The sequence below is a fragment of the Janthinobacterium sp. SUN033 genome (assembly GCF_030397595.1).
GTDB lineage: Bacteria > Pseudomonadota > Gammaproteobacteria > Burkholderiales > Burkholderiaceae_D > Janthinobacterium > Janthinobacterium kumbetense.
Map to the genome: position 1 here is coordinate 509,746 of NZ_JAPQNV010000003.1, position 25,131 is coordinate 534,876.

Here is a 25,131-nt window from a genome sequence, read left to right on the forward strand (position 1 = left end):
CTAGGCCTGTGGCATATCCGCCACGGGCCCGCCGATGCCGCCAAAACGGCCATCGGCCTGGCGCCGGAATTGCTTCGGCGTGACGCCCTTCACCTGCAGGAAACGGCGGTTGAAATTGGCCACGTTCTGGAAGCCCACGTCGTAGCAGACGTTCGACACATACTGGTCCGTATCCATCAGCAGCTGGCAAGCCTTGTTGATGCGCAGCCGGCTGATGAAATCCGTAAAACTGTTGCCCGTCGCCTTGCGGAAAAAGCGCGAGAATTTACTCAGCGACATGCCCACCTGCTCGGCCAGCATTTCCGCCGAAATCGGCTCGCGGTAATTGTCCGTGATGTAATTGAGGACGGAATTGACCTTGGCCAAGGTGGCATCGTCGTCGTACGAACGCAGGGAGGCGCTCGACAGCAAGCGGTAATTGGCCGTGCGCGCCAGTTTGCTCATCAGTTGCACGAATTCGGCGAAGCGCTCGGCGCCATGCGTGACGCGGATGCGCGCCAGGTGCAGCTCCGCTTCCGCGCCCATGTCGAAAAACTCCACCCCGTAGCTGGAGCGTTCCAGCAACGGCAACAGCTCGCGCAATTCGGGAATGACGCGCGCGGCGCCCGCCAGCGGCGCGTGGGCGAATTGCACGATCATGTCGCGCAGGGCCACGCCGCCTTCCGGCATCACGTTGGAAATCCAGTTGTGCGGCAGGCGCGGGCCCGTCAGCACCAGGTGGCCGGGCGAAAACTCGCCGATATAGTCGCCCACGAACAATCGCCCGCTGGTGGCGACGATCAGGTGCAGCTCGTACTCTTCATGGCAGTGCCAGCGCACGCGCGAGCTGGGATAGCCGTGTTCCAGGTAATTGATGATGCCGTCATAGCTTTCGCGTTCCAGTTCGGGCGCCTTGCGCTCGCTGTCCTTCTGCCACAGGTGTTCCATGCTCGTCTCTCCCAGGCTGTCCCCGCCTGTGCCATCCAATGTACCTCAAAAAGCCTCACTCGCCAAAACGGCCCAGCGCCTGCTGGCGAAACTCCTTCGGCGTCATGCCCTTCAATTCCAGGAAGCGCCGGTTGAAATTGGCCACGTTGTTGAATCCCGCCTCGTAGCAGATGTTGCTGACATAGCGCTCCGTTTCCATCAGCAGCTGGCACGCCTTGTTGATGCGCAGGCGGTTGACGAAGTCCGTGAAGCTGTTGCCCGTGGCGTGGCGAAAGAAGCGCGAAAACGTCCGCTCGGGCATGTCCACCTGCTCGGCCAGCTGTTTCAGCGAGAATTGGCTGCTGTAATTGTGCACGATGAAGTTGATGGCGGAACTGATGCGCGCCAGGGCCACGTCGTCGTCGCTCGACTGCATGGGCACCGTCGACAGCAGCTGGTAGTCGCTGGTCTGCGCCAGTTCGCCCAGCAGGCTCAAAAATTCGATCAGGCGCGGCAAGCCGCTGCTGTCGCGGATGCGCTGGAAGCGCCGCAGCGACTGTTCGCTGACGCCAAAGAATTCCACGCCGTGCAGGGCGCGCTGCAGCAGCGGGAAAATATCCTTCAACTCGGGCATGGCGGCGGCCATCGACGCCAGCGGCGCGTGCGAAAACTGGATCACCATGTCGCGCAAGGCCACGCCTTCCGGCGGCGTGCCGAGCGAGACCCAGTTGTGCGGCACGCGCGGCCCCGTCAGCACCAGGTGGCCGGGTGCGAACTGGCCGATGTAGTCGCCGACAAACACCTTGCCGCTGCTCTCGACGATCAGGTGCAGCTCATACTCGTCGTGGTAATGCCAGCGCACCAGCGAATTCGGAAAGCCGTGCTCCAGGTAGCGGATGAAGCCGAAACTGCCTTTCGGCTCGAAGCCGGGCGTGGCGTCGCGCTGCTGTTCCAGCTCCATCTGCGGTTGCGGATATTCGGCCTTGCGTTGCATGGCGCGCCCTCCCCCGTCAGGCGACGATCTGTTCCAGCGCCACGCGCGCGCCCAGCCCATACAGGCTGGCCAGCGACTGCCCCACCGCCTGCGTGAAGGCGGGTGTGTCGCTCAACTCGCCGAATAGCTCGCGCAGCGACAGCAAGGCCTTCGCGTCCGCCCCGCCCTGCAGCGCCAGCGCGCGCAGGCGCGCCGCATACGGATCGTTCAAGGGCATCTCGCGCCCCTGCTCGTCGTGGCCTTCCAGGTAGCGGAACCAGCACGCCACGGTAAACGCCAGCAGCGTGATGGCGCCGCCCCGGGCCAGCGCTTCGCGCACGGACGGCAGCACGAATTTCGGGATGCGCGCAGAACCTTCCGTGCCGATGCGCGCCAGCTGGTCGCGCACGGCCGGATTCGAGAAGCGCTCGATCAGCGTATCTTTGTAGCTGTCCAGGTCTATGCCTTCCACTTCGCCGAGCAAGGGCGTGACCTCGTCATCCATCATGCGGCGCACGAGCGCGCGAATGCCAGGGTCACCCATCGCTTCATGCGCAAACGTGTAACCGAGCTGCATGCCAATGTAGCACAGGGCTTGGTGGCTGGCATTGAGCAAGCGCAGCTTCATCTTTTCATATGGCAGCACGTCGTGCGTCATCTGCGCGCCCACCTGTTCCCAGGCGGGACGGCCCTGCGGGAATTCGTCTTCGATGACCCACTGGCGGAACGGCTCGCACACGACGGGCCAGGCGTCGACGATGCCGAAGGTTTCGCGCACGAGCGCCCGGTGTTCATCCGTGGTGGCCGGCGTGATGCGGTCGACCATGCTGTTGGGGAAGCTGCCATGCGTGGCCAGCCAGCGCGCCAGCTCCACGTCGCGCAGGGCGACAAAGGCCAGCAGCATCTTGCGCGTCACGTCGCCATTGTTTTGCAGGTTATCGCAGGACATGATGGTAAACGGTGCCAGGCCACGCTGGTGGCGCAGGGCCAGCGCCGCGGCCAGGTAGCCGAACGAGCAGCGCGGCGCCTCCGGGTGCGCCAGTTCGTACGCAATGTCGGCATGACCTGCGTCAAACTCGCCCGTGCCCTGGTTCACGTAATAACCGCCTTCCGTGATGGTCAGCGCGACGATGCGCGTGCCAGGGTCGGCCAGCTTATCCAGCACGGCTTGCGGCTCGTCGGGCGCATACAGGTATTCGGCGATGCTGCCGATGATGCGCGCGCTATCGCCGGCCGCGCTGCGCTCGACCACCGTGTACAAGCCATCCTGCGCCTGCATGGCGTCGCGCATGGCCGCGTCATGCGCCAGCAAGCCCACGCCGCAATAGCCCCACTGTGCATGCTCCTGGCCTTGGAGCGCCAGCAAGTCGTCGAGGTACACGGCCTGGTGGGCGCGAAAAAAACCGCCCACGCCGATATGCACGATGCTGGGCACGAGCGCGCCGCGCGCATACGCTGGCACGGCCACGGTCCCTGGCAGCGTTGCCAGGTTTGCCTGGTTCAAGGCGATGGCGTCCATTACAGCGCTCCTTTCGCCGCCGCGTAGGTCTTGCCGGCGCGGTCGAAATAATGCACGAAGCCCGGCTCGAACGTCAGGTGCGTCTGCTGGCCCGGCTGCAGGCTGCTGCGCTCCGCGCCGCGCGACACCACCTGCACATTGTTCGGCAAGCGCACATAGGTGAGGGTTTCCACGCCCAGCGACTCGACCAGGTCGACGGTGACAGGCACGCTGCCCGGCTGCGCCGCACCCAGGTGCACGTGCTCGGGGCGGATGCCGACAAAGCCGTCGGCCTGCGCCGCGCTGCCCGCCTGCGCCAGCAGCTGCGGCGCCGCGTCGGCCGGCACCACGTTCATGCTGGGCGTGCCGATGAATTGCGCGACGAAGCGGTTGGCGGGACGGTCATACAGTTCCAGGGGCGAGCCATGCTGCTCGATCTGCCCGTCGCGCAGCACCACCACGCGGTCGGCCAGGGTCATCGCCTCGACCTGGTCGTGCGTGACGTAGATGGTGGTGGCGCCCAGCTCGCGGTGCAGCTTGGCGATCTCGATGCGCGTCTGCACGCGCAGGGCCGCATCGAGGTTCGACAGCGGTTCATCGAACAAGAACACTTTCGGGTCGCGCACGATGGCGCGGCCGATGGCCACGCGCTGGCGCTGGCCGCCCGACAATTCTTTGGGCGTGCGCTCCAGGTACTTCCCCAGGTCGAGGATGGCGGCCGCCTTGTCGACTTTTTCGCGGATGATGGCCGAATCGACGCCGGCCAGCTTCAGCGCGAACGACATGTTCTGGAACACCGTCATGTGCGGGTACAGCGCATACGACTGGAACACCATCGCCAGGTCGCGCTTGGACGATGGCAGCGCCGTGATGTCGCGCCCGTCGAGCGACAGCTTGCCGCCATCGATCGGTTCGAGGCCCGCGATCAGGCGCAGCAGGGTTGATTTACCGCAACCCGACGGCCCCACGAAGACGACGAATTCGCCCTGCCGGATCTCCAGGTCGATGCCCTTGATGGCGCGGTGCTCGCCAAAGAATTTCTCGATATTGCTCAGTTGAAGGTAAGCCATGATAGTCTCATTTCTGATGTGTTTTCGATGCTTTCAGAAACCGTAGCGAGCGGTTCAAGTTCGGTTTGAGTAGCGGAGCTGTGCGGATGCACAGTGAGCAACGGAGAGCCGAAATTGGGCCGCGCAGTAGGTTTATGGAGGCATCATTTATTTGACTGCGCCAAAGGTCATACCCTGGACCAGTTGTTTCTGGCAGAACCAGCCCAGCGCCATGATGGGCGCGATGGCCATCAGGGAAGCGGCCGACAATTTCGCCCAGAACAAGCCTTCCGGGCTCGAATATGAAGCGATGAGCCAGGCCAGGGTGCCCGCGTTGGACGCGCCCAGGTTCAGCGACCAGAACGATTCATTCCACGACCACACCATGCACACGAGGGCCGTGGAAGCGATGCCGCCCACGGACAGGGGCAGCACGACGTGGCGGAATTCGTCCCACACGGTGGCGCCATCCATGCGCGACGCTTCCAGGATTTCGCGCGGCAACTCCTTCATGCTCGTGTACAGCAGCCAGATCATGATGGGCAAATTCATCAGCATGAACATAATGGTCAGGCCGATGCGCGTGTCGAGCAGGCCGAAGTACTGGTAGCAGATATAGATCGGCATCAAGGCGCCCACGCCGGGCATGTAACGCGAGCTGAGCATGAACTTCAGCAAGCCGATGGTGCCGCCCGTGGGAAAGAAGGCCATCGAATACGCGGCCGGGATGGCAATCAGGAGGCCGATGGCCGTCGACAGCACGCTGGTAAACAGAGAATTCCACGCGTAGCCGAAGTAATTGTCGCGCGCCAGCACTTCGCGGAAGCTGTCGAGTGTCGGCGTGAAAAACAGCAGCGGCGGCGTGGAAATGGCTTGCCCTTCCGTCTTGAAGGCCATCAGGCCCAGCCAGAAGATGGGGAAGAACAGCAGCAGCGCGCACAGCCAGGCGGCGGCCGTGCGGCCATATAAGTTAAGTTTGCTATGCATCAAGGTCTCCTTATTTCGACAGATTCTTGCCGATGACGCGCATCAGGAAGAAGGCGGCGATGTTGGCGATGAGCACGGCGAACAGGGCGCCGGCCGAGGCCGCTCCCACGTCATAGGACAGCAGTGCCTGCTGGTAAATCATGAAAGTGATGGTGGTCGTGTCGAAGCCGGGACCGCCGCCCGTGGTGGTAAAGATTTCCGCAAAGATCGACAGCAAGAAGATCATTTCGATCATCAGCACCACCGAGACGGCGCGTCCCAGGTGGGGAATGTAGAGGTAACGCAACTGCTGCAGATACGTGGCGCCATCCATGCGCGCCGCTTCCAGCTGTTCCCGGTCCATCGATTGCAGCGCCGTCATGAAGATCAGGCAGGCAAACGGCAGCCATTGCCACGAAACCATCATGATGATGGAAAACAGGGGGTGGGCCGACAGCCAGTCGACAGGCGTGGCGCCAAAGAATAGGCTGATCTGCGCAAACAGGCCGTAGATCGGGTTGAGCAGCATGTTCTTCCACATCAGGGCATTCACGGCCGGCATGACAAGAAACGGCGAAATCAAGAGCACGCGCACGACGGCGCGCCCCGGAAACGCTTCATTGATCAGCAAGCCCAGCGCCGTGCCCAGCACCACCGTGATCAGCATGACGGAAAACAGCAGGGTAAACGTGTTCTGCAAGGCCGGCAGGAACGAGGCATCCGTAAAGAAAAAGTGGAAATTGGCCAGGCCATGGAAAGGATGGCCGCTGGGATCGAGCATCGAATAACGCACGAACGCGTAATACAGGGTGATCAGCAGCGGGATCACGGAAATGACGGAGACGGCGACCACGGCCGGCGTCAGCAAAGTCCGGGGGATAATGCGTTTCATAGGATTCTCTTGGGACGTGAGGTGAGTGATCTAGCGCAATAGCAAGGCCAGTCACATCACCTGTGTTACAAACCAAACAGCACAGCAAAGATGCCTGACAAAACCGTAGCGAGCGGCAGTGATTTGTGGCCGAGAAGCGCAACCGTACTCTGGTACGGTGAGCATCGCCGGCCGCAAAGCGCGACGCGCAGTAGGTTTGGTCAGGCTATCTCCTTATTTGTAGTACCCGCCTTTGCGCATCTCGCGTTCAGCCGTCTGCTGCGACAATTCCAGGGCCTGGTCCACCGTCACCTTGCCCAGCAGCGCTGCCGCCATCTGCTGGCCGGCCGCCACGCCGATCACCTGGAATTCGGGAATCGACGCAAATTGCACGCCCACGTACGGCGACGGCGGCAAGGTGCTTTGCACGGCGCGCGTGGTGGCCAGGGCCTTGCCTTCGGCGGCGGCAAATTTCGCCACTTTCTGGAATTCGGGGCTCGCATACGTCGACTTGCGCGTGCCCGTCGGCACGTTGGCCCAGCTCGTTTCCTTGGCAACCAGTTTCACGTAGTCGGGCGAGGTGGCCCAGTTGATGAAGCGCTGCGCCTCGTTCGGGTGCTTCGAGCTGGACGGGATGGCGAGCGACCAGATCCACAGCCAGTTGGCGCCCCGCTCCGTCACTCCCACGGGCGACTGGGCGAACGCCACCTTGTCGGCCACCTTGCTTTGCTTGGGGTCGGTGATGAAGGAGGCGGCGATGGTCGCGTCGATCCAGATGCCGCACTTGCCCTGGTTAAACAGCGCCAGGTTTTCATTGAAGCTGTTGGCAGCCGCGCCCGGCGGGCCGTATTTCTTCATCAGGTCGACATACATGTTCACCGCGTCTTTCCACGGCTTGCTGGTAAATTGCGGCTTCCATTGCATATCGAACAACTGGCCGCCATAGGAATTGGCCATGGTGGTGATCAGCGCCATGTTGTCGCCCCAACCCGGCTTGCCGCGCAGGCAGATGCCGTACACGCCGTTGGCCGGATCGTGCAGCTTGGCCGCCACGTCGCGCAACTGGTTCCAGGAAGGACGGTCCTCGATCGTCACGCCGGCTTTTTTCACCAGGTCGCTGCGGTACATGATCATCGAGCTTTCGCCATAGAACGGCGACGCGTACAGCTTGCCGTCGCCGGAGAGGCCTTCGCGTATGGCGGGCAGCAAGTCGTCGATATCGTATTTGGCGTCCGGTTTGATGGGGATCAACCAGTTTTTCTTGCCCCAGATGGGCGTTTCATACAGGCCGATGGTCATCACGTCGAACTGGCCGCCCTTGGTGGCGATATCGGTGGTCATGCGCTGGCGCAAGACGCCCTCTTCCAGGGTCACCCATTTGAGCTTGATGTCGGGATTGGCTTGCTCGAAGAACTTGCTGAGCTTTTGCATTTCGATCATGTGGCCATTGTTGACGGTGGCGATGACGAGGTCGGTTGCGGCGAAGGCGGACGAACTGAGGAAGCCGGCGCACAGCGCGGCAATGGCGGAACGTTTCATTGTGTGTCTCCAGTGTTTTTTGTCGTTGGCAATGCTCAGGTACTTAGCACCACGACCACAATGTAGCACCAGACTTTGATACTTTCTGATACTCCAAAACCGCAATTCGATACTCCTTTGCAAGCCGACTATGCGCAAGAGTATCGACATTGGATAAAAACAACACTTTGAAAGAAAGTATCGTCACTTGTTCGTTTTGTATCAGGGTGGTTAAAAAAGCGCTGCTAGACTTGGTTTTCGGCATTAGACCGTGTGCGGTGACAGCCTTCCGGGGCGCCACCGCTACCACCTACATTTTTCTGGAGACCGCATGAACCGCACTGCATTGAAAACCTTGCCTGCCCTGCTCCTCGCCATCGCCAGCGCTTCCGCCATGGCCGACCCCATGTACCCATCCGACTCCGAAGGCTTCCACGGCTACCTGCGCGCAGGCGCCGGCAGCAATACGTCGGGCGACGGCGGTTCGCAAGGCTGCTTCGGCCTGGGTGGCAATACCATGAAATACCGTCTGGGCAATGAGTGCGACGCCTACACGGAATTCGGCTACACCAAGTCCGTCGCCAAGTCCGGCGGCGTGAACTACCTGGCCACCATCTGGGTCAACGCTTATGCGCCAAACTCGGATTTCGGCGACAACAAGCTGGGCATCGTCAAGGCCTACGTCGAAGCGCAGGGACTCGATTTCCTGAACGGCGGCACGGCCTGGATCGGTAAACGCTTCTACTACCGTCCTGACATCCACATGCTGGACTTGCAATACATCAATATGAACGGCACGGGCGCCGGCCTGGACCGCATTCCCGCTGGCCCGGGTAAATTCTCGTATGCTTTCTTCAAGGACAACGACGTCAAGGTCGCGTTACCGAACGGCGGCGTCAACACCAAATCGGCCGTGCGCCAGAACTTCATCTACGGCGAGATTCCCGTCAATGAAAACGGCACGCTGGACCTGGCCGCGACCTACATCATCGGCGAAGGCAAGGATGACGTCATCACTGGCAAGCGCAATAACGGCTGGCAGCTGTCGGCCTTCCACCGTCAAGGTAAAGTGTTTGGTGGTGGCAATACCTTCGGCGTGCAGTACGGCGTCGGTCCCGGCACGGGCAAGGGCGCGCAGTTCGGCGCTTCGGGCGACACCAATTTCGGTTCGGACGTGAAACGCACGCGTATCTTCAATGACATGGCGATCCAGCCGATGGCCAACTTCGGCATGGAATTCGTCGCCCTGTGGCAAAAAGACGAGTCGAACGCCAAGGGTTCGTCGACCTGGACCTCGGTTGGTGTGCGCCCCGTGTACGCATTCACCGACAACTTCAAGCTGGTGGGCGAACTGGGCACGGACCGCGTGACGCAAGCGGGCGGCCTGCCGGCCAAGCGCCTGACCAAGCTGACCATCGCGCCGACGATCTCGGCCGGTCCTGGCCTGTGGTCGCGTCCCGAACTGCGCGCTTTCGTGACCTACGGCAAATGGAACGATGCGGCCACCGCCTCGGTCAACGCGTCGAACAACGGCGGTCCGATCTACAACAACAATACCAGCGGCACCTCGTACGGCTTCCAGGTGGAAACCTGGTTTTAAGCCAGCTTAGCTAACGCCAGAAACTAAAAAGGGCGGAACCGCGGTTCCGCCCTTCTCTGTTTACATTACCGGATTCAACTTACGGCAAGGCCACCGGCAATTCCGGATACTCTTGCGTCAGCGCATACTTGGTGCCGCCCACGGTGACCGTGTAGTTGGCCGGTCCCGAGATCGGCAAGCGGTAATTCAAGGTCAGCGCCACGGAGCCGCCCGGCGCCAGCGATTGCCAGGCGGGAATCGCAAAGCGGGCCCGGTTGTAGTTCTTCGTGAAGCCGCCGATATTGTTCGGCCCCGTGTAGCCGGCATTGATCACCGTCAAGCCGAAGCCGGACTGGTCGCTCATGTCCGACGGCGCCGAGACGGGATAATCGAACTCCACCACGGTGCCGCCCGGCAAGGTCGACGCCGTGTTGTTCTTCACCGTCATCACCGGATTGATGGGGAAGTTGTTGTCGCCCAGCTTCCAGCCGCCCAGGGTGATGCTGACATTGGCCGCCGTGCCCGGCATGGCGATTTCAGCGCGTTTGTTGCCATACGCGCCAGCCGTGCGGAAAGCCTGGTACAGCACGTCCGTCAGGGTGGTACCCATGAAATACTCGCCCTTGCCACCGTTGCGCGTGGCATCCCAGGCATAGTCGCCCGCCATTTCCCAGATCATCACGCCACCGATATTGTTGTTGACGATGTACTGGGCCTTGGCCGCGATCGATTGCGTGGTTTCCGTGGAAATGAATACTTTCTTGGTCGCATTCCACAGCCACGGCGCCACCATGGTGCTGCTGTAATACGGCACATAGGTGCCCACCAGCGCCTTGTCCGTGACTTTATAGGCATCCAGGTAGCTCGGCACGATACCGTTCTGCAAGTTCAACGCATGCCAGATGGGGTTGCCGCCGCCTGGCGTCGGTTTGCCCTGCGAATCCAGGTCGTACCACACGTTGTCGATGCCGGTGGCGCCCGTGCCGCACGTCTTGGTGCCGGCGCAGGTGACCGTGGAACTGATCAACGGCGTCGTGCCCCACAAGCCATTCGTGCCACCCGTCACATCCTTCCAGCCCCGCGTGTAGAACGGCACGCCGATATTGATGCGCCCCGCCTGCATGGCGCCACGGTAATAGCGGTAGGCCCAGTCCGTGTTCAGGTAGCCGATGTTCTGGAACTGGTAGGCGTTACCGGCGCGCAACTCACCGTCGTTGCCATCGTCAAACAGCGCCGCGTTCGGTCCCACGTACTGGTTCCACGCGCCGTGCAAGTCATACGACATCAGGCTGGCGTAATCGAGATATTTCAATCCCGACATGTTTTCCTCGCCCCGCAAGACCCAGCCCGAGGCGGAGCCGGCGATGGTCAGCAGGTAATATTTATTGTCCTGCACGGCCGCTTCGTCGAGCTTCTGGCGCAGCACCTTCAGCAGCACGTTGTAGCTCGTCATCAAGCCGGCCAGGCGCGGCTTCGAGACGGCGAAGTCGTTCGGATTGCCTGCTTCATTGTTGGTGGTCGGATGTTCGTAATCGACATCGACGCCATCGAAGAAGTTGTATTGGCGCACGAAGGCCACCATGGAATCGGCCAGGGTGTTGATGCCGGCCGTGTTGATGCTGCCGTCCGCGTTCGTCGTGGCCGTGTAGAAGCCGCCGCTGCCGGCCCAGCCGCCCACGGAAATCATCAGTTTCACGCCCGGATACTTCTTCTTGTATTGCGACAGCAAGTTGAAGTGGCCCTTGTACGGCAGCGACGGGTCCATGGCGGCGGCAGGCACGGTCGGCCACGTGAGGCCCGTATCGGGATTGGCCGCACCGCTGCCGATGGCGATTTTTGACGTGGCCGGATCGACGGAGGCAAACGCATAGTTCAAGTGGGTAATCTTGTCCCACGGCAAATTGTTCACCAGGTAAGTCGGGCTGCCATCGGCGCCCGTGCGCCAGCTGGCGAAATAGCCGACGATGCGCCGGTTCAAGCCATTGCCCAGTACTTCGCGGCCATTCGCGTCGTACACCTTGCAATACGGCACATTCGGCACGGCCGAAATCAAGCCGTCCGGACGGCAAGCCGTGGGCGTTGGCGTCGGCGTTGGGGTCGGCGTTGGTGTTGGCGTCGGGGTCGGTGTCGGTGTCGGCGTTGGGGTCGGTGTTGGCGTCGGTGTTGGCGTTGGCGTTGGCGTTGGCGTCGGGGTTGGCGTCGGGGTATCCGTCACGGCCCATGGGCCCCACTGGTCGGTGGCGCTGGGGACATTGCCCTGCGTCCACCACTTGGCCTTGTAGGTGACGCCCTGGTACAGCACGCACTGGCCGCCCGTGTAGACGGTGGCGGCATCCCATACGGCGCACGCTTCCGCGGCGGCCAGCAAGGTGTTGGGCGTGGCGGTCGTGCCTTCCTGGCCGCCGCCGCAAGCGACGAGCACGCCGCTGAGCAGGGCCATCAATAATGCATTCGATTTCATGTTGTATTGGTCTCCGTTATGGTTGTACAGGTTGTACGTTGTGAGCTGTTGCAGGCCCCTGAAGGGGCTCTTGTCAACTGTTATCCCTGGCCGGCTATTCCTGCATTTACTGCTACTGCAACTTCACATTCCAGTTGGCTTCCACGCATTTCACGTAGTTTCCGGCCAGCAAGGCGCTGTACGGGGTTTGGTAACTGACCAGCTGGCATTGGTTCTCGCCTCCCGCGCTCCAGTTTTTCTCCCAATAGATGTTGTAGGAAGCGGAACTGGCCGGGGTGAAGCGCTGCATGTTGGCGCAAGACAATTGTTCGCCGGAATAATCCCAGCCCATGTCGGCGGCAAACTGCTTGTAGTAATCGATGCGGTTTTGCGCGGCCTGCTTTTCCGTGCCCTGCCCGCATTCGGCGTTGATGATCATGATGGTGGTGGCGAAGTTATTGCCCGCGCCAGCCGTCGTATCGGCCGCGTTCGGCACCCACGTGCCATCGAGCACATGCAGCATCGACGGTTTCGGCGGTTGCGGATAGACAAAGAAGAACGTGGCCGACGCCAGGTTCAGCCACGTCGAGGCCACCAGGTCCGGATTTTTCAGCAGCACGGATTGATCGCCGTCATGCATGGCTTGCGAAAACGGCCCATAGTTGTAGTTGTACGACAGCTGCTTGGCGCCACGGCCGAAATACTTCTTGAAGCTGCCGTCGGCGTTCTTGCCGCAGGTCCACACCTTGTTGAAGACAGGGTCGGCGCACTCGATGTTGTAGCCGCAGCCGGCGCCCGTCTCGTCGCAGCCCAGTTCGCGCAAATACTTCAAGCCCTGGCGCCATTGCGGCAGCGGGCTGCTGGCGTTGTGGTCGCCCGTTTCCTGCCCGAAGTGGGCGAACATGGTCGCCAGGCTGTGGCGGCAGATGGCGTCCGCATTGCGCCCGTCGCTGTAGTCGTCGCACACGGCCGGGAACTTGGCCACCGCTTGCAGAAAGCGCTGGTACGTATAGCTGGCGTCGCGCGCGGCAAAATAGTAATCCCACTTCGCCGCCGGCAGCAGGCGCTCGACGCGCTTGACGTTGAGCGGATTGCTGGCCAGCCCCGGCTGCACGGCTTCGACGGCCGCATTGCCCAGGGTACGGATCGAGGCCTTGACCTTGCGGAAGAAATCGTTATTCGTCAGCGCCGCCTCGTTGGCCTCGGCCTGGGCCTTGGTGGGAATGCCGGGCGTAGGCGTGGGTGTCGGCGTGGGAGTGGGTGTTGGAGTGGGCGTCGGCGTCGGGGTGGGAGTCGGTGTCGGGGTGGTGGTATCGAGGCTCCACGGTCCCCACTGGTCGTTGTTCGGCGCCGTGCCCTGCACCCACCATTTGGCCCGGTACACCTTGCCCTCGTACACGGCGCACTGACCCGCCGTGTAGACGGCAGCGGCGCTCCAGGCCGCGCAACTGTCGCTGGCGGCCGTGGCGGCCAGCAGGGTCGATGGGGGTTCGGTGGTGGAATTGCCGCCGCAAGCGAGCAGCGCGCTGCCCAGCAAGCCAGCCATCAAAGGCGAGGCCAGCCGGCTAATTTGCCGTGTCTTCACAATGTCTCCTGAACGTTATACGAAAACTATCGAAGTAGCTTTTATGTTGTACGTAAAGAAAGCACAGCGAAGCGTCGGCTTTCTGCACAGAGAATGCGACGCTAAAAATTGGTAGTCAAGTGGTTTTATATAACGGTGTTTTTTACAATACCAGTGCATGCAATCGCCGCGTTGGCAAGCGAGGTAGCGGCGAATAGGGGACGTAAAAAAAAGCCCGCTGCATGATGGCAGCGGGCAATACCGCGCAGGACGGGTGGCGGCAAGTGGTATTAAGGGTCGCCGCGCGTCCGGGACGAACTTATCTGTTCAGCACGTACTTCGCCAAGGCCGCCGCATCCGCTTCGCTGAGCTGGCTGAACGGCGGCATGGGCACGGGGCCCCATTTGCCCGCGCCGCCACTGCGGATGTTGGCCGCCACGGCGGCAATGCCGTCCTTGCCCTTGTACCTGGCGGCCACTTCCGCAAAGCCGGGGCCGACCACTTTCTGGTCGAGGGCGTGGCATGCCATGCAGCCGTTCGCCGCCAACAAGGTTTTGACATCCTTGCCGCCGGTAGCCGGGACGGCGGCTGCGACGGGTTTGGCGACGGCGGCGGCAGGCACGGCGGCGCCCCGCTCCGCGCCATAGGTTTTCACCAGATAATCGACCATGGCCGGCACGTCCGCGTCGTCAAACTGGGCGCCGAACGGCTTTTTCATCTTCTTGACGGTCGCTTCCCAGTAGGCGCGCGGCGAGGCGGGCGGCTGGGTCGATGCGTACTGGGCCGCGTGGCACGTCATGCAATTGCGCTGCACCAGCTGGTAGCCGGGCAATTCGCTGGGTTTGTAGGTCGCCGTTTCCGGCGGCAAGTGGATGTCCAGCGCGCACGCGCCGCCCGCCGCCGACAGTGCCAGCGCGGCAAGTAATCTCTTCATATGGTTCTCCTCAGACTGCCTGGATGCGCGTGGTTTCCACCACGTTGCGCATATAACCCATGGGATTCCACAGGGCTTTCATGGGCTGGCTCTGGCCGATGCGGTTGACGGCGCGCACCATCAGCACATGCTTGCCCTTGCGCGGCACCTTCATGACCATCGTCCACTCGCGGAACGAAAAGCGCCCCAGGTCCTTGCCCAGCCTGGCCTCCTGCCAGCTCTGGCCGCCATCCACCGAGACGGTCACCTCGCTGATGCCGTGGCCGCTGTCAAACGCGATGCCGCGCAGGGCCAGGTCGCGTCCCGCCTTCACTTGCGCGCCATCTTGCACGCTGGTAATGAAGGAGCGCACGTTGAGGCGGCTGATCGGCGTCGTCTTGCCCACGGGCGCGCCCGGTTCGATGAAGCCGGAACCATTGTCGGGAATGCGGTAGCCCGTGCTCATCCAGAAGCCATCGAAGGGCTTGTCCAGCACCGTGATGTCGCTCAAGTGCTTGACCCAGTAAGTGCCGTAATAGCCAGGCACGATCAGGCGCAGCGGGTAGCCGTTCAGGAAAGGAATGTCCTCGCCATTCATGGCCCAGGCCAGCATGACGTCACCGGCCATGATGTGCTCGACGGACAAGGCCTTTTGAAAGTCGGGACCGTCGCCCACGGGCGGCGTTTCCAGGCCATTGAAGGCCACTTGCACGGCATTGGCCGCGATGCCGGCCTTTTCCAGCACGGTTTTCAGGGGGATGCCCGTCCAGCGGGCATTGCCCATGGCGCCATTGCCCAGCTGCCCGCCATTCGCACGGGGGGCAAAAAAGCCGCGGCTGTTGCCAGAACATTGCGTCACGGCCACCACATCGACGGGCTCGGCCAGCTGCTTCAGTTCCGCCAGCGACAGTTCCAAGGGCGTCTTGACGAGGCCGGCGATGCGCAGCCGGTAGCTGTCGCCGTCTATGCTGGTGGGCAAGCCGCTCCAGTGATAACGCACGAAAAACGCATCGTTGGGCGTGATCGCGCCTTCATTGAACACGCCGAACGGCGTTTCCAGCTGCGGCGGACGGCTGGTCAGCAGGATCAGCGGGCGCTTTTGCGGGAAGGCCACCAGCTCGCGCTCGCCGTTTTCAAACGGCAAGGTGACGGAAGCGGCCAAGGCTGACCCAGGCCCCGCCACTGCGGCGGCGCCCAGGGCGGCCGTCGTGCGCAGGAAGCGGCGCCGGCCTGCGGGCAACAAGGTCGTGTCAGACATGTTTGAGCTCCACCTTGGTGTCGGCGGGGGCGCCGCCGTTGCGGTCGTCGTTGACGAGTTTCTTGATGTAGTACATGACGCTCATGATGACCACGCTCAACAGGCCGAACCAGAACGACACGCGCTGCTCCGTATCGGACGACACGCTCATGGCGCCCAGGATCACCAGCATGGCGATGATGGTGAAATACGTCAGGTAGGGGAATAGCCACATGCGCACCTTGATGCGTTCCGGGCATTCGCGCTCCAGGCGGCGGCGCAAGCGCAATTGAGATATCGCAATGAGCAGGTAGACGAACAGGATCAGGATACCGTAAGAGTTGACGATGAAGGGGAATACGAGGTCGGCCGACACATACGAGACGGCAATGGCAAAGTAGGCGAACAGGGTGCTGAACAGGATGGCGCGGATCGGCACGCCGTTCTTGCTCAGCTTGACCAGGCCAGTCGGCGCATCGCCGCGGCGCGTCAGCGCAAAGATCATGCGCGACGAGGCGTATAGGCTGGAATTCAAGGCCGACAGTACGGCCGTCAGGATGATGGCGTTCATGATGTGCGCCGCATACGGGATGTTCATGACGGTCAGGGCGCTGACGAAAGGCGTGGCGATGGCCGGCGAATCCCAGGGCACGATGCAGACGACGACAAACATGGAGCCCACATAGAACATCAGCACGCGCGTGATGACGGAATTGGTGGCGCGGGCGATGGCCTTGGCCGGGTCCGACGTTTCGGCGGCGGCGATGGTGACGATTTCGGCGCCCGAATAAAAGGCCGTGGCGGCGACGGCGCCGCTGAGCACGGGGCCCCAGCCATGCGGCATGAAGCCGCCGTTGCTGGTCAAAAAGCCCAGGGTCGGGATGCTGTTAGGCAAGCTTCCCGTGATGAACAAGGCGCCGACAAACAGGAAGACGACGATGGCGACCACCTTGATCGAGGCGAACCAGAACTCGAATTCGCCAAACGCCTTCACGGAGAACAGGTTCAGGATGGTCATCGACACGAGCAGCACCAGGCTGATCGACCACGACGGCACGTCGGGCAGCCAGAAGTTGACCAATTTCGCACCAGCAATGGCTTCCAGGGCCACGACGACGACCCAGAAATACCAGTACATCCAGCCGCTCATGAAGCCGAGAAATTTCGACACTTTCGGTTTGTCGTCGAAAGCCAGGCGCGCATATTCGTAAAAGGAGCCGACCACGGGCAGGGACGAGGCCAACTCGCCCAGCATGCGCATGATCAGGACGACGAGGCCGCCCGTGAGCAGGAAGGAAAGGATGGCGGCCGGGCCGGCGGCCTTGGCGATGACGCCGCTGCCGACAAAGAGGCCGGCGCCGATCACGCCGCCGATGGCGATCATGCTCATGTGGCGTTGCTTGAGCGAGTGCTGCAAGCCGGTACTGTTATGCGATTCGCTAATCATGTTTTGTCTCCTGAAAATCTCTGAAGCTCGGTGCGCCCTGCCTGCTGCGGCTTGTTCTTGCCGCGCGGCTTTGTTTTATTTAGGCAACACCGTCAAGCAGCATCGATACATCGTGTGAATCAGTCTGGTTGGCCGCATTCCATAAGTCAATCTGGAAATGCAGCGGCCCGGCGCGGCGCCCGAGGGGCAAGCGCGCTGGAGGGTAAGTACGGCTTATTGCGGATTAAAAAAAGGGAGCGGCGGCAACACTTGTGGCGTGCGCGCCACTCCCGGGAACGTCTTACACCTTGCCCTTCCATGGCACGAGGGTACGTTCGAGGTAACGCATCATCAAATCAAACAGGAAAGCGAAGAAGCCGATCACGATAATGCCCATGATCACCACGTCGCTGGCCAGGAACTCGGAAGCGCTGAGCACCATGTAGCCGAGGCCGCGCGTGGCCGCCACCATTTCGCCCGCCACCAAGGTGGTCCAGCCCACGCCGATGCCGATGCGCATGCCGGTGAGGATTTCCGGTATCGCCGCGCGCAAAATCACGTGCACGATCACCTGGAAACGGGTGGCGCCCATCGAGTAAGCCGCATGGATTTGTTCCAGTGAAACAGAGCTGACGCCCGCGCGGGCCGCGATCGCCATCGGCGCGAAGATGGCCAGGAAGATCAGGTAGACCTTCGAGAATTCGCCGATGCCGAACCAGATGATGACCAGTGGCAAGTAAGCAAGCGGCGGCAATGGACGGTAGAACTCGATCAAGGGATCGAAAATGCCCCGCGCCACGCGGTTGACGCCCATCATCACGCCGACGGGAATGGCAAACAGGCAAGCCAGGCCAAAGGCACCGAACACGCGCACCAGGCTGGCAATCGTGTGTTCCCACAGGGTGGCACCGCCGAAACCGGTGGTGGCCGCCATGATGAATTTTTCATACACGGCTTGCGGAGAAGGTAAAAACAAGGGTTTCACCATGCCGCTGGCCGTCACGCCAAACCACAGCAGGAGCACGGCGATGACGGTGACGGTGGCGATGCGGCTGGAATTGCCCTGCCCCGGCGCGCCGAACGCTTCGCCGGGCATGGCGCAGCGGGGGGCGAACAGGCGGCCGAAGAAGCCGGCGCGCTTGGCGGTGGTGGGAGGAAATCCCACGACGGATGGGCTATGCATGGGACACCTCCAGCTCTTTATTGACAGCGCGTTCGTCGCCATAAATGATGTTGAGCACCGTTTCGCGCATCTTGATGAAGTCCGGGCTCGATTTCACGGCACGCGCATCGCGGCACTCGAGGAAGCGCTTGTTGAAATCGAGTTCATACGTGTGCGTGATGCGGCCCGGACGGGGCGACATGACGATCAGCCGGTTCGCCAGGAACAGCGCCTCGTCGACGCTGTGGGTAATGAAGAAGAACATGGTGCTGGACTTGGCCCAGATATCGAGCAGCAACTCCTGGATGGTTTCGCGGGTCAGCGCGTCGAGCGCCGCCATCGGTTCATCCATCAACAGCATGGCGGGATTGCTGGTCAGGGCGCGGGCGATGCCCACCCTTTGCTGCATGCCGCCCGACAATTGATAAATCATATTGTCGTGAAAGTCCTTCAAGCCGACGAGCGCCAGGTTTTTCGCCGCCTGTTCGCGCCGCACGGCTTTCGGCACGCCTTGCAGCTTCAAGCCGAATTCCACGTTTTCCATCACGTTCAGCCACGGCAGCAAGGCATGTTTCTGGAATACGACGCCACGGTCGGCGCCCGGCCCTTCCACTTTATTGTCGCCGAGCATGATCTCGCCCTTGGACGGGGCGATGAAGCCCGCCATCAGGCTCAGCAAGGTGGTCTTGCCGCAGCCCGAGGCGCCCAGCGCGACGACGAAGTCGCCGCTATTGATGGTCAGGTTGATATTATTTAAGGCATGTACGCGTTCACCGGCCGTCTTGCCCGGATAAATCACGCTGACATCCTTGACGTAGAGATTTTCCATCGTGTGCCCCGCATAGGTGTAGTCACTTCAGTTCAACGCATTCTGTTCAGTCAGCGCGCCCGCAGGCGCGCCATTGCACAACGTTTACTTCAGCAGGCCCGCGGCCTGTGCATACTTGGGTGTCACATATTTGGCGTAATCGGTAGCCAGGGTGTCGATCTTGCCTTCGCCCTTCAAAAATTGCGCCGTGGCCAACAAAGCTTGCGCCACGCCGCCCTTCGCGCCGCCGCCGAGCCAGGCCGGCGACGCCTGCTCCTGCAGCGATGGATAGGCGTACAGGGCCACGGAAGCGGCCACGTCCTTGGCGGCCGCGCCCGAATGCTTGACGTTGGCTTTCACTTGCGGAGAATCGATGGTCCACGCCTTGGGATTGGCGCGGTAGTCGGCGTCGGCGGCGGCCATCACCTTGACGAACTTGGCCATGAAGTCCGCGTTCGCTTCGCCCCAGGCGCGCTCGACGGCCATGCCGTCAAACGTGGCCTTGCCCTTCTTGCTCAGTTCGCCGGACGTGACAAGGACCTTGCCGTTTTGCTTGAGTTTGCTCAAGGCCGGATCCCACACGAAGGCCGCGTCGATGTCGCCCCGCTCCCAGGCGGCGGCGATCTGGTTCGGCTGCATGTTCAGCAATTTCACTTCCGTGGGCTTGATGCCCCACGTTTCCAGCGCGAACATGGTGTGGAAGTGTGTGGTGGACACGAAAGGCACGGCGATCTTCTTGCCGCGCAAGTCCGTGGGCTTGCTGATGCCGGCGCCATTGCGGGCCACCATCGCTTCGGCTTCATTGATGTCGTCGATGATCCAGAACAGCTGCAAGTCGACGCCGCGGCTGACGGCCGCCGTCAACGGGCTGGAGCCGATGACGCCGATCTGCACGTCGCCGGAAGCCATGCCGGTAGCCACCTTGGCGCCCGAATCGAACTTGCGCCAGTTGATCTTATAGCCGGTGGTTTTTTCCACTTCGCCGCTGGCGATGGCCACCAGGAAGGGACCGTTGATTTCCTGGTAGGCAATCGTCACTTCCTTGCCTTGCGCGAAGACGGTGCCGCTGGAGGCGGCAACGACACCCAGCACCAGGGTGCCGAGGACGGCGCGGCGCATCGTTGAAAATACCGTGTTTTTGCTCGTGTATGTGTTCATGTCTCACTCCAAGTTATTGTTATGTGTGAACGTGCGGGCAATCTCATCCCTTGCGGGAGGCGCCGTTGGTTGCTCTATGTCAACTCATACGGCGGCTTAGTACGGCTACTGCTATTACTATTTAAAACACTTCATCCTTCAAGTGATACCAGCGGTACAGGAAGCGCTGGCCCAGGCGGCGGAACGGGGCGAACGCTTGCGATTCGACCAGTTCCATCATGTTCGGGTACGGCAGTTTCGAATTAAAGATCGGCAAGCCCGTGTCGCTGGCCTTGCCCGCGATGCGCTCGGCCATGCGCCGGCCCGCCTGCGCCGAGTACATGACGCCGTTGCCGCCGTAACCGAGCGAATAGAAGATCGATTGCTTCGGGTCCGGTTGCACGATGCGCGGCATCATGTCGTGGCTGACGTCGACCCAGCCCCACCACGAATAATCGATGCCGATCCCCGTCAGCGCGGGGAACTTGCGGTGCAGATCGTTGATCAAAAACTGTTTGTATTTGTCGTCCGGCGCGTCAGCACCCGTGATGGCGCTGCGGCTGCCGATCTGCACGCGGTTGTCCGGCATCAAGCGGTAGTAGTGGCGCAAGATGCGCGTATCCGTGATCACCTGATGGGTGCGGAAGTTGCACGCCTCGATTTCCGCCGGGGTCAACGGGCGCGTGACGAGCGAGTTCGACAGAATCGGCAGCAAGCGGTTCTTCACTTGCGGATGCAGGTGGGGCGAGGTGTAGCCGCCCGTGGCCACGGCCACGGAACGGGCACGCACCACGCCGCCCGGCGTTTGCAGATAGTGCACGCCATTGCGCGTTTCCCAGCCCATCACGGGGCTGGACGGATGCACCTTGGCGCCCAGCGCGCGCGCCTTGCGCAGGTAGCCGAACGCCAGCTTGCCCGCGTGGATACCGATGCCTTCCGGCTCGTGCAGCGCGCCGGCCGCTTCCTTGTCGTCGACGTACTCGCGCTTGACGGTGTCGGCGTCGAGGATGCGGGCGTCGTACTTGAAGATCTCGCGCATGACCTTGGCTTCTTTTTCCAGCGCGGGCATGGCTTTCGCCTTGTGGGCGATGTACAGGTGGCCGCCCGGCTGCGGGTCGCAATCGATGTCGGCCGTGATCTTCTTGAACGTTTCCATCGCGTCGCACACTTCCGCGTGCAGTTTCAGGGCCGTGTCCAGGCCATAACGGTCTATCCACTGCGAGCGCTTCAGGCGGCCCGTCGTGCATTGCGCCTGGCCGCCGTTGCGCGTGCTGCAGCCCCAGCTGACCCGGTTCGCTTCCAGCACGGTGGCCTTGATGCCGTGTTCCTGGGCCAAAAAGATGGCGCAGGACAAGCCGGTAAAACCCGAGCCGATGATGGCCACGTCGACGTCGATGTCATGCGTGATGGGGCCGTCGTCGGCGGGCGGCTCGCCGGCCGTGCCTATCCAGTAGGTGGGCGCGTAGGCATTGCCATGGCCGGGGCGCTGGGCCACCAGCGGATCGAAGGCGGGGTCGTAGGGCGTACGGGCGGCGGTGCTGTTGTTGCCCATTACGCCAGGCGGGGTGTCGACAGGTTTGTTCATGGTCATTCCTGGTGAACGTGCTGGCTCAGACTGTGACGACGGGTGGGCGATCCTTGCGGAAAGCATTCTTGACTGCGATCTTGCCGTCGCGGAAAGTGAAGATATCGACCATGCGCGCTTCGATGCGCGTGCCGTCCGCCTTGGTGCCGGCAAAGGTCGACTCCGTCACACCGCGTTCGCCGCTGACGAAATGCACGGGGTTGAGCCAGGCGGCGTCGGGGAAGGTTTGCCAGGCCAGCTCGAAGCCGGCGCGCACGGCGTCGCGGCCGATGAAGCTCTTGCCCAGCAGTTCCGGACCGGCGACGGCGTGGAATTCGCAATCGTCGGCCATGGCGGCCATCAGGGCCTCGATATCGTGGCGGTTCCAGGCATCGCCGAACGCTTGCAGGAAGTCCGTGGTGACGGCGTCAGTGTGCGGTACAGGGTGGTTCATGGTTGTCTCCGTAAATCGTTTTTGATACGCTACGTTCCGTTTTTTGTCTTTTATTGAATTTAAGCCTTAAGCATGGCCTTGTCAAATCAAATAATTCAAAAAACGGGACGCCTTGTATTCTTTAATGAAATTATGATGTTTTCGTGACAATCTGTGAGAATTTGGTCACAGCCCATTCCCACAGGCTGGCTCACTTAATTAAACATAGTCCTTGTACTTGTCCAGATGGCGGATCGGTTTGCTCAGCGCATCGCGGCGGAACGGGTCGCCCAGCTCGCGCGTGCACATGATTTCGATGATGGTGGTCTTGCCTTCATTCATCTGCATGTCGATGGCCTTTTTCAGGGCCGGGCCCACGTCTTCCAGCTTGTCGACCGTGATGCCTTCGGCACCCATGGCCCGCGCGATTTCCGCGAAGCTCTGGTTGTCGAGTTCCCCGGCGACGAAGCGGCGGTTGTAGAAATCCACCTGGTTTTTCTTTTCCGCGCCCCACTGGCGGTTGTGGAACACCACGGCCGTCACGGGAATGTTGTGGCGCACGCACGTCATCGTTTCCATCAAGCTCATGCCCCAGGCGCCGTCGCCCGCATACGACACGGCCGGACGGTGCGGTGCCGCCACTTTCGCGCCGATGATGGTCGGAAACGCGTAGCCGCAGTTGCCAAAGCTCATCGCCGCAAAGAAGCTGCGCGGCTTTTCAAAGCGCAGATAGCTGTTGGCCACCGAGTTGATGTTGCCGATGTCGGTCGACACCATCACGTCTTCCGGCATGGCTTTTTCCAGCTCGCGCAGCACCTGGCGCGGGTGCAGGTAATTGCCTGGCTCTTTCTTCTGCTCTTCGATCATGTCCAGGCTGTACGCATCCTTTTCATGGGTCCAGTTCGTCAATTCCTCTTCCCACGCAGCCTTTTCCGCTTGCACGGTGGCATAGCGTGCGTCGCGCGTGGCGTCGCAATCGAGCGTCTTGCCGTCCAGCCGGGCAATAATCGCTTTCGCGGCCGCCTTGGCGTCGCCGCAGATGCCCACCGAAATCTTTTTCACCAAACCGAGCATCTTGTTGTCCGCGTCGATCTGGATGATCTTGGCGTTCTTCGGCCAGTAATCCATGCCGTGCTGCGGCAGGGTGCCGAACGGTCCCAGGCGCGAACCGAGGGCCACGACAACGTCGGCCTGGGCGATCAGTTTCATCGCCGCTTTCGAACCCTGGTAGCCGAGCGGGCCGCACCACAGCGGATGGCTGGCGGGAAACGAGTCGTTATGCAGATAGCTGTTGACGACGGGTGCGCCGAGGCGTTCGGCCAGGGCCTTGCACTCTTCGATGGCTTCGCCCATGACGACGCCGCCGCCGGAAATAATCACGGGGAACTTGGCCTTGGCCAGGAGCTCCGCCGCATCGTTGAGGCTTTGTTCGCCGCCGGCGCCACGGTCCAGGCGGTTCGGTTTCGGGATTTCCGCCTTGATTTCGCCATAAAAATAGTCGCGCGGGATGTTCAATTGCGTCGGGCCCATTTCCGACATGGCGCGGTCGAAGCAGCGGCCCGTGAATTCCGCCATGCGGGCGGGATTCGTCACGTGGCCTTGATATTTCGTAAATTCCTCGAACATCGGCAACTGGTTCGCTTCCTGGAAGCCGCCCAGGCCCATGCTCATCGTGCCCGTCTCCGGCGTGATGATCACGACGGGCGTGTGCGCCCAGTAGGCGGCGGCGATGGCGGTCACGCAATTGCTGATGCCGGGGCCGTTCTGGCCGATGACGACGCCGTGGCGGCCGGAGACGCGCGCATAGCCGTCGGCCATGTGGCCGGCGCCCTGCTCGTGCACGACGGGGATCAGGCGGATGCCAGCGGGCGCGAAGATATCCATCGGGTCCATGAAGGCCGAGCCCATGATGCCGAACATGTCGGTCACGCCATTGGCGGCCAGGGTTTCCACGAACGCTTCGGACGGCGTCATCTTTTGCGGGCCTACAGGTATCGCTGCGGCGGCGGCTTTTTGCTCGGTCATGTCATTCATGGGTGTCTCCTGGTCTGTGGTGATGAAGTGCAGCGAATTATCAATTAATTTATCAAAAATCGGTATATTTTGTTCCGAAATTTGATATACAATTCAATTTAAGCGTTCGGCAATCAAAAGTCAAACAGATTTTCAAGGAAACGGTACAATTTGAGTTCGAAAATGAAATAAGCTGACGTCACACTCAGAGCTACCCAACCGAGGCCACCATGGACATGATTTCATCCCCAAAACTTGAGCCGGAAAAACTGGAAGGCGACACGCCCACGATGCGTTTGTTTGCCTTGCTGGAAGTGATTGCCGAAAAAGACCAGTTGCTGTCGCTGCAAGCGCTGGTGGAAGAAACGGGCTTGCCGAAGCCCACCCTGCACCGCATGCTGCAACAGTTGGAAAGCGTGGGCGTGCTGCAGCGCGAAAGCGATGGCCGCCACTACAGCACGGGCGTGCGCCTGCGCCGCCTCGCATCGAACCTACTGATTAACAACACTTTCCATGGCGCCCGCCGCATGGTCTTGCGCCAGCTGGTCGAGGAAGTGGGCGAAAGCTGCAACCTGACGGCCTTCAGCGGCAGCGAAGTCGTGTACCTGGACCGGGTGGAAACGGCGGCCCCGCTGCGCTTCTACCTGCATCCCGGTTCACGGGTGCCGGCCCACTGCTCGTCCAGCGGCAAGCTGTTCCTGGCGCAAATGACGCCCGTGCAACGGCGCCGCCTGCTGGGCCACATGGAATTGACGCGCTTTACGGACAAGACGGAAACGGACCCCGTCAAGCTGGAACGCGAACTGGAACTGGTGCGCCGCAACGGCTATGCGCTGGACGACGAGGAATTCCTGCCCGGCCTGCTGTGCGTGGCCGTGCTGGTGCCGAACCCGAACGGCCGCTCGAACCTGGCCGTGGCCATCCAGGCGCCCATCATCCGTTTGACGCACGACAAGGCTTTACATTTCTTGCCAGCATTGCAACGCGCCGCGCAAGCCCTGGCCGCCATCGAATCGGAAACCATGCCGACGACGGGCGGGGACGACGACGCATTGCAGACAGGTAATTCATAAC

General features: G+C 61.6%; 20 protein-coding genes. 2 read left to right on the forward strand and 18 right to left on the reverse strand.

Features of this window, described 5'->3' with window-relative positions:
- From OX460_RS15345 to OX460_RS15375, 7 genes are all read right to left on the reverse strand, one after another.
- Positions 1 to 927, reverse strand: a complete 927-nt coding sequence (locus OX460_RS15345) for an AraC family transcriptional regulator (RefSeq protein ID WP_289899168.1) — start codon at positions 925 to 927, stop codon at positions 1 to 3.
- Between the two features lie 55 nt (positions 928 to 982).
- A complete protein-coding gene (locus tag OX460_RS15350) occupies positions 983 to 1,900 on the reverse strand; it encodes an AraC family transcriptional regulator (protein WP_289899169.1) in 918 nt (305 codons plus the stop codon).
- A 16-nt stretch (positions 1,901 to 1,916) separates the two neighbouring features.
- Entirely contained in the window at positions 1,917 to 3,398 is a 1,482-nt protein-coding gene (locus OX460_RS15355; RefSeq protein ID WP_289899170.1) for a mannitol dehydrogenase family protein, read from the reverse strand.
- The gene (locus OX460_RS15360) at positions 3,398 to 4,447 is read right to left on the reverse strand and encodes an ABC transporter ATP-binding protein (protein ID WP_289899171.1); all 1,050 of its coding nucleotides are present in this window, start codon (positions 4,445 to 4,447) and stop codon (positions 3,398 to 3,400) included. The genes OX460_RS15355 and OX460_RS15360 overlap by 1 nt, the downstream gene beginning before the upstream one ends.
- 147 nt (positions 4,448 to 4,594) lie before the next feature.
- The gene (locus tag OX460_RS15365) at positions 4,595 to 5,413 is read right to left on the reverse strand and encodes a carbohydrate ABC transporter permease (protein WP_289899172.1); all 819 of its coding nucleotides are present in this window, start codon (positions 5,411 to 5,413) and stop codon (positions 4,595 to 4,597) included.
- A 10-nt stretch (positions 5,414 to 5,423) separates the two neighbouring features.
- Positions 5,424 to 6,284 (reverse strand): sugar ABC transporter permease, encoded by an 861-nt coding sequence (locus tag OX460_RS15370; protein ID WP_099664783.1) that lies wholly within the window; start codon positions 6,282 to 6,284, stop codon positions 5,424 to 5,426.
- A 213-nt stretch (positions 6,285 to 6,497) separates the two neighbouring features.
- Positions 6,498 to 7,802 carry a sugar ABC transporter substrate-binding protein gene (locus OX460_RS15375; protein ID WP_099664784.1) on the reverse strand — a complete coding sequence of 435 codons (1,305 nt, stop codon included), beginning with the start codon at positions 7,800 to 7,802 and terminating at the stop codon, positions 6,498 to 6,500.
- A 310-nt stretch (positions 7,803 to 8,112) separates the two neighbouring features.
- Between OX460_RS15375 and OX460_RS15380 the strand changes: the two genes are divergently transcribed.
- Complete coding sequence (locus tag OX460_RS15380) at positions 8,113 to 9,381, forward strand: carbohydrate porin (protein WP_289899173.1); 1,269 nt, start codon at positions 8,113 to 8,115, stop codon at positions 9,379 to 9,381.
- 79 nt (positions 9,382 to 9,460) lie between these two features.
- Here OX460_RS15380 and OX460_RS15385 read toward each other — a convergent pair whose 3' ends face one another.
- The 11 genes from OX460_RS15385 to xsc form a co-directional block, all read right to left on the reverse strand.
- Positions 9,461 to 11,821, reverse strand: coding sequence for a glycosyl hydrolase family 18 protein (locus OX460_RS15385; protein ID WP_289899174.1), 2,361 nt, complete (start codon positions 11,819 to 11,821; stop codon positions 9,461 to 9,463).
- A 112-nt stretch (positions 11,822 to 11,933) separates the two neighbouring features.
- Positions 11,934 to 13,385, reverse strand: a complete 1,452-nt coding sequence (locus tag OX460_RS15390) for a glycoside hydrolase family 19 protein (protein WP_289899175.1) — start codon at positions 13,383 to 13,385, stop codon at positions 11,934 to 11,936.
- Positions 13,386 to 13,683: 298 nt separating this feature from the next.
- On the reverse strand, positions 13,684 to 14,298 hold the full coding sequence (locus OX460_RS15395) for a c-type cytochrome (protein WP_289899176.1): 615 nt from the start codon (positions 14,296 to 14,298) through the stop codon (positions 13,684 to 13,686).
- Between the two features lie 10 nt (positions 14,299 to 14,308).
- A complete protein-coding gene (locus OX460_RS15400) occupies positions 14,309 to 15,535 on the reverse strand; it encodes a molybdopterin-dependent oxidoreductase (RefSeq protein ID WP_289899177.1) in 1,227 nt (408 codons plus the stop codon).
- Positions 15,528 to 16,961, reverse strand: a complete 1,434-nt coding sequence (locus tag OX460_RS15405; protein WP_251352007.1) for an amino acid permease — start codon at positions 16,959 to 16,961, stop codon at positions 15,528 to 15,530. Before OX460_RS15405 ends, OX460_RS15400 begins: the two co-directional genes overlap by 8 nt.
- Before the next feature lie 280 nt (positions 16,962 to 17,241).
- The gene (locus tag OX460_RS15410; RefSeq protein WP_289899363.1) at positions 17,242 to 18,036 is read right to left on the reverse strand and encodes an ABC transporter permease subunit; all 795 of its coding nucleotides are present in this window, start codon (positions 18,034 to 18,036) and stop codon (positions 17,242 to 17,244) included.
- A gap of 79 nt (positions 18,037 to 18,115) precedes the next feature.
- On the reverse strand, positions 18,116 to 18,931 hold the full coding sequence (locus OX460_RS15415; protein ID WP_070219220.1) for a taurine ABC transporter ATP-binding protein: 816 nt from the start codon (positions 18,929 to 18,931) through the stop codon (positions 18,116 to 18,118).
- An 84-nt stretch (positions 18,932 to 19,015) separates the two neighbouring features.
- Positions 19,016 to 20,068 carry a taurine ABC transporter substrate-binding protein gene (tauA, locus tag OX460_RS15420; RefSeq protein WP_289899178.1) on the reverse strand — a complete coding sequence of 351 codons (1,053 nt, stop codon included), beginning with the start codon at positions 20,066 to 20,068 and terminating at the stop codon, positions 19,016 to 19,018.
- Between the two features lie 121 nt (positions 20,069 to 20,189).
- Positions 20,190 to 21,599 (reverse strand): FAD-dependent oxidoreductase, encoded by a 1,410-nt coding sequence (locus OX460_RS15425; protein WP_289899364.1) that lies wholly within the window; start codon positions 21,597 to 21,599, stop codon positions 20,190 to 20,192.
- Between the two features lie 58 nt (positions 21,600 to 21,657).
- Complete coding sequence (locus OX460_RS15430) at positions 21,658 to 22,065, reverse strand: nuclear transport factor 2 family protein (RefSeq protein ID WP_034788413.1); 408 nt, start codon at positions 22,063 to 22,065, stop codon at positions 21,658 to 21,660.
- A 198-nt stretch (positions 22,066 to 22,263) separates the two neighbouring features.
- Positions 22,264 to 24,078, reverse strand: a complete 1,815-nt coding sequence (gene xsc, locus OX460_RS15435; protein WP_289899179.1) for a sulfoacetaldehyde acetyltransferase — start codon at positions 24,076 to 24,078, stop codon at positions 22,264 to 22,266.
- Positions 24,079 to 24,287: 209 nt separating this feature from the next.
- Between xsc and OX460_RS15440 the strand changes: the two genes are divergently transcribed.
- A complete protein-coding gene (locus tag OX460_RS15440; protein WP_070223846.1) occupies positions 24,288 to 25,130 on the forward strand; it encodes an IclR family transcriptional regulator in 843 nt (280 codons plus the stop codon).
- Position 25,131: the final 1 nt, after the last annotated feature.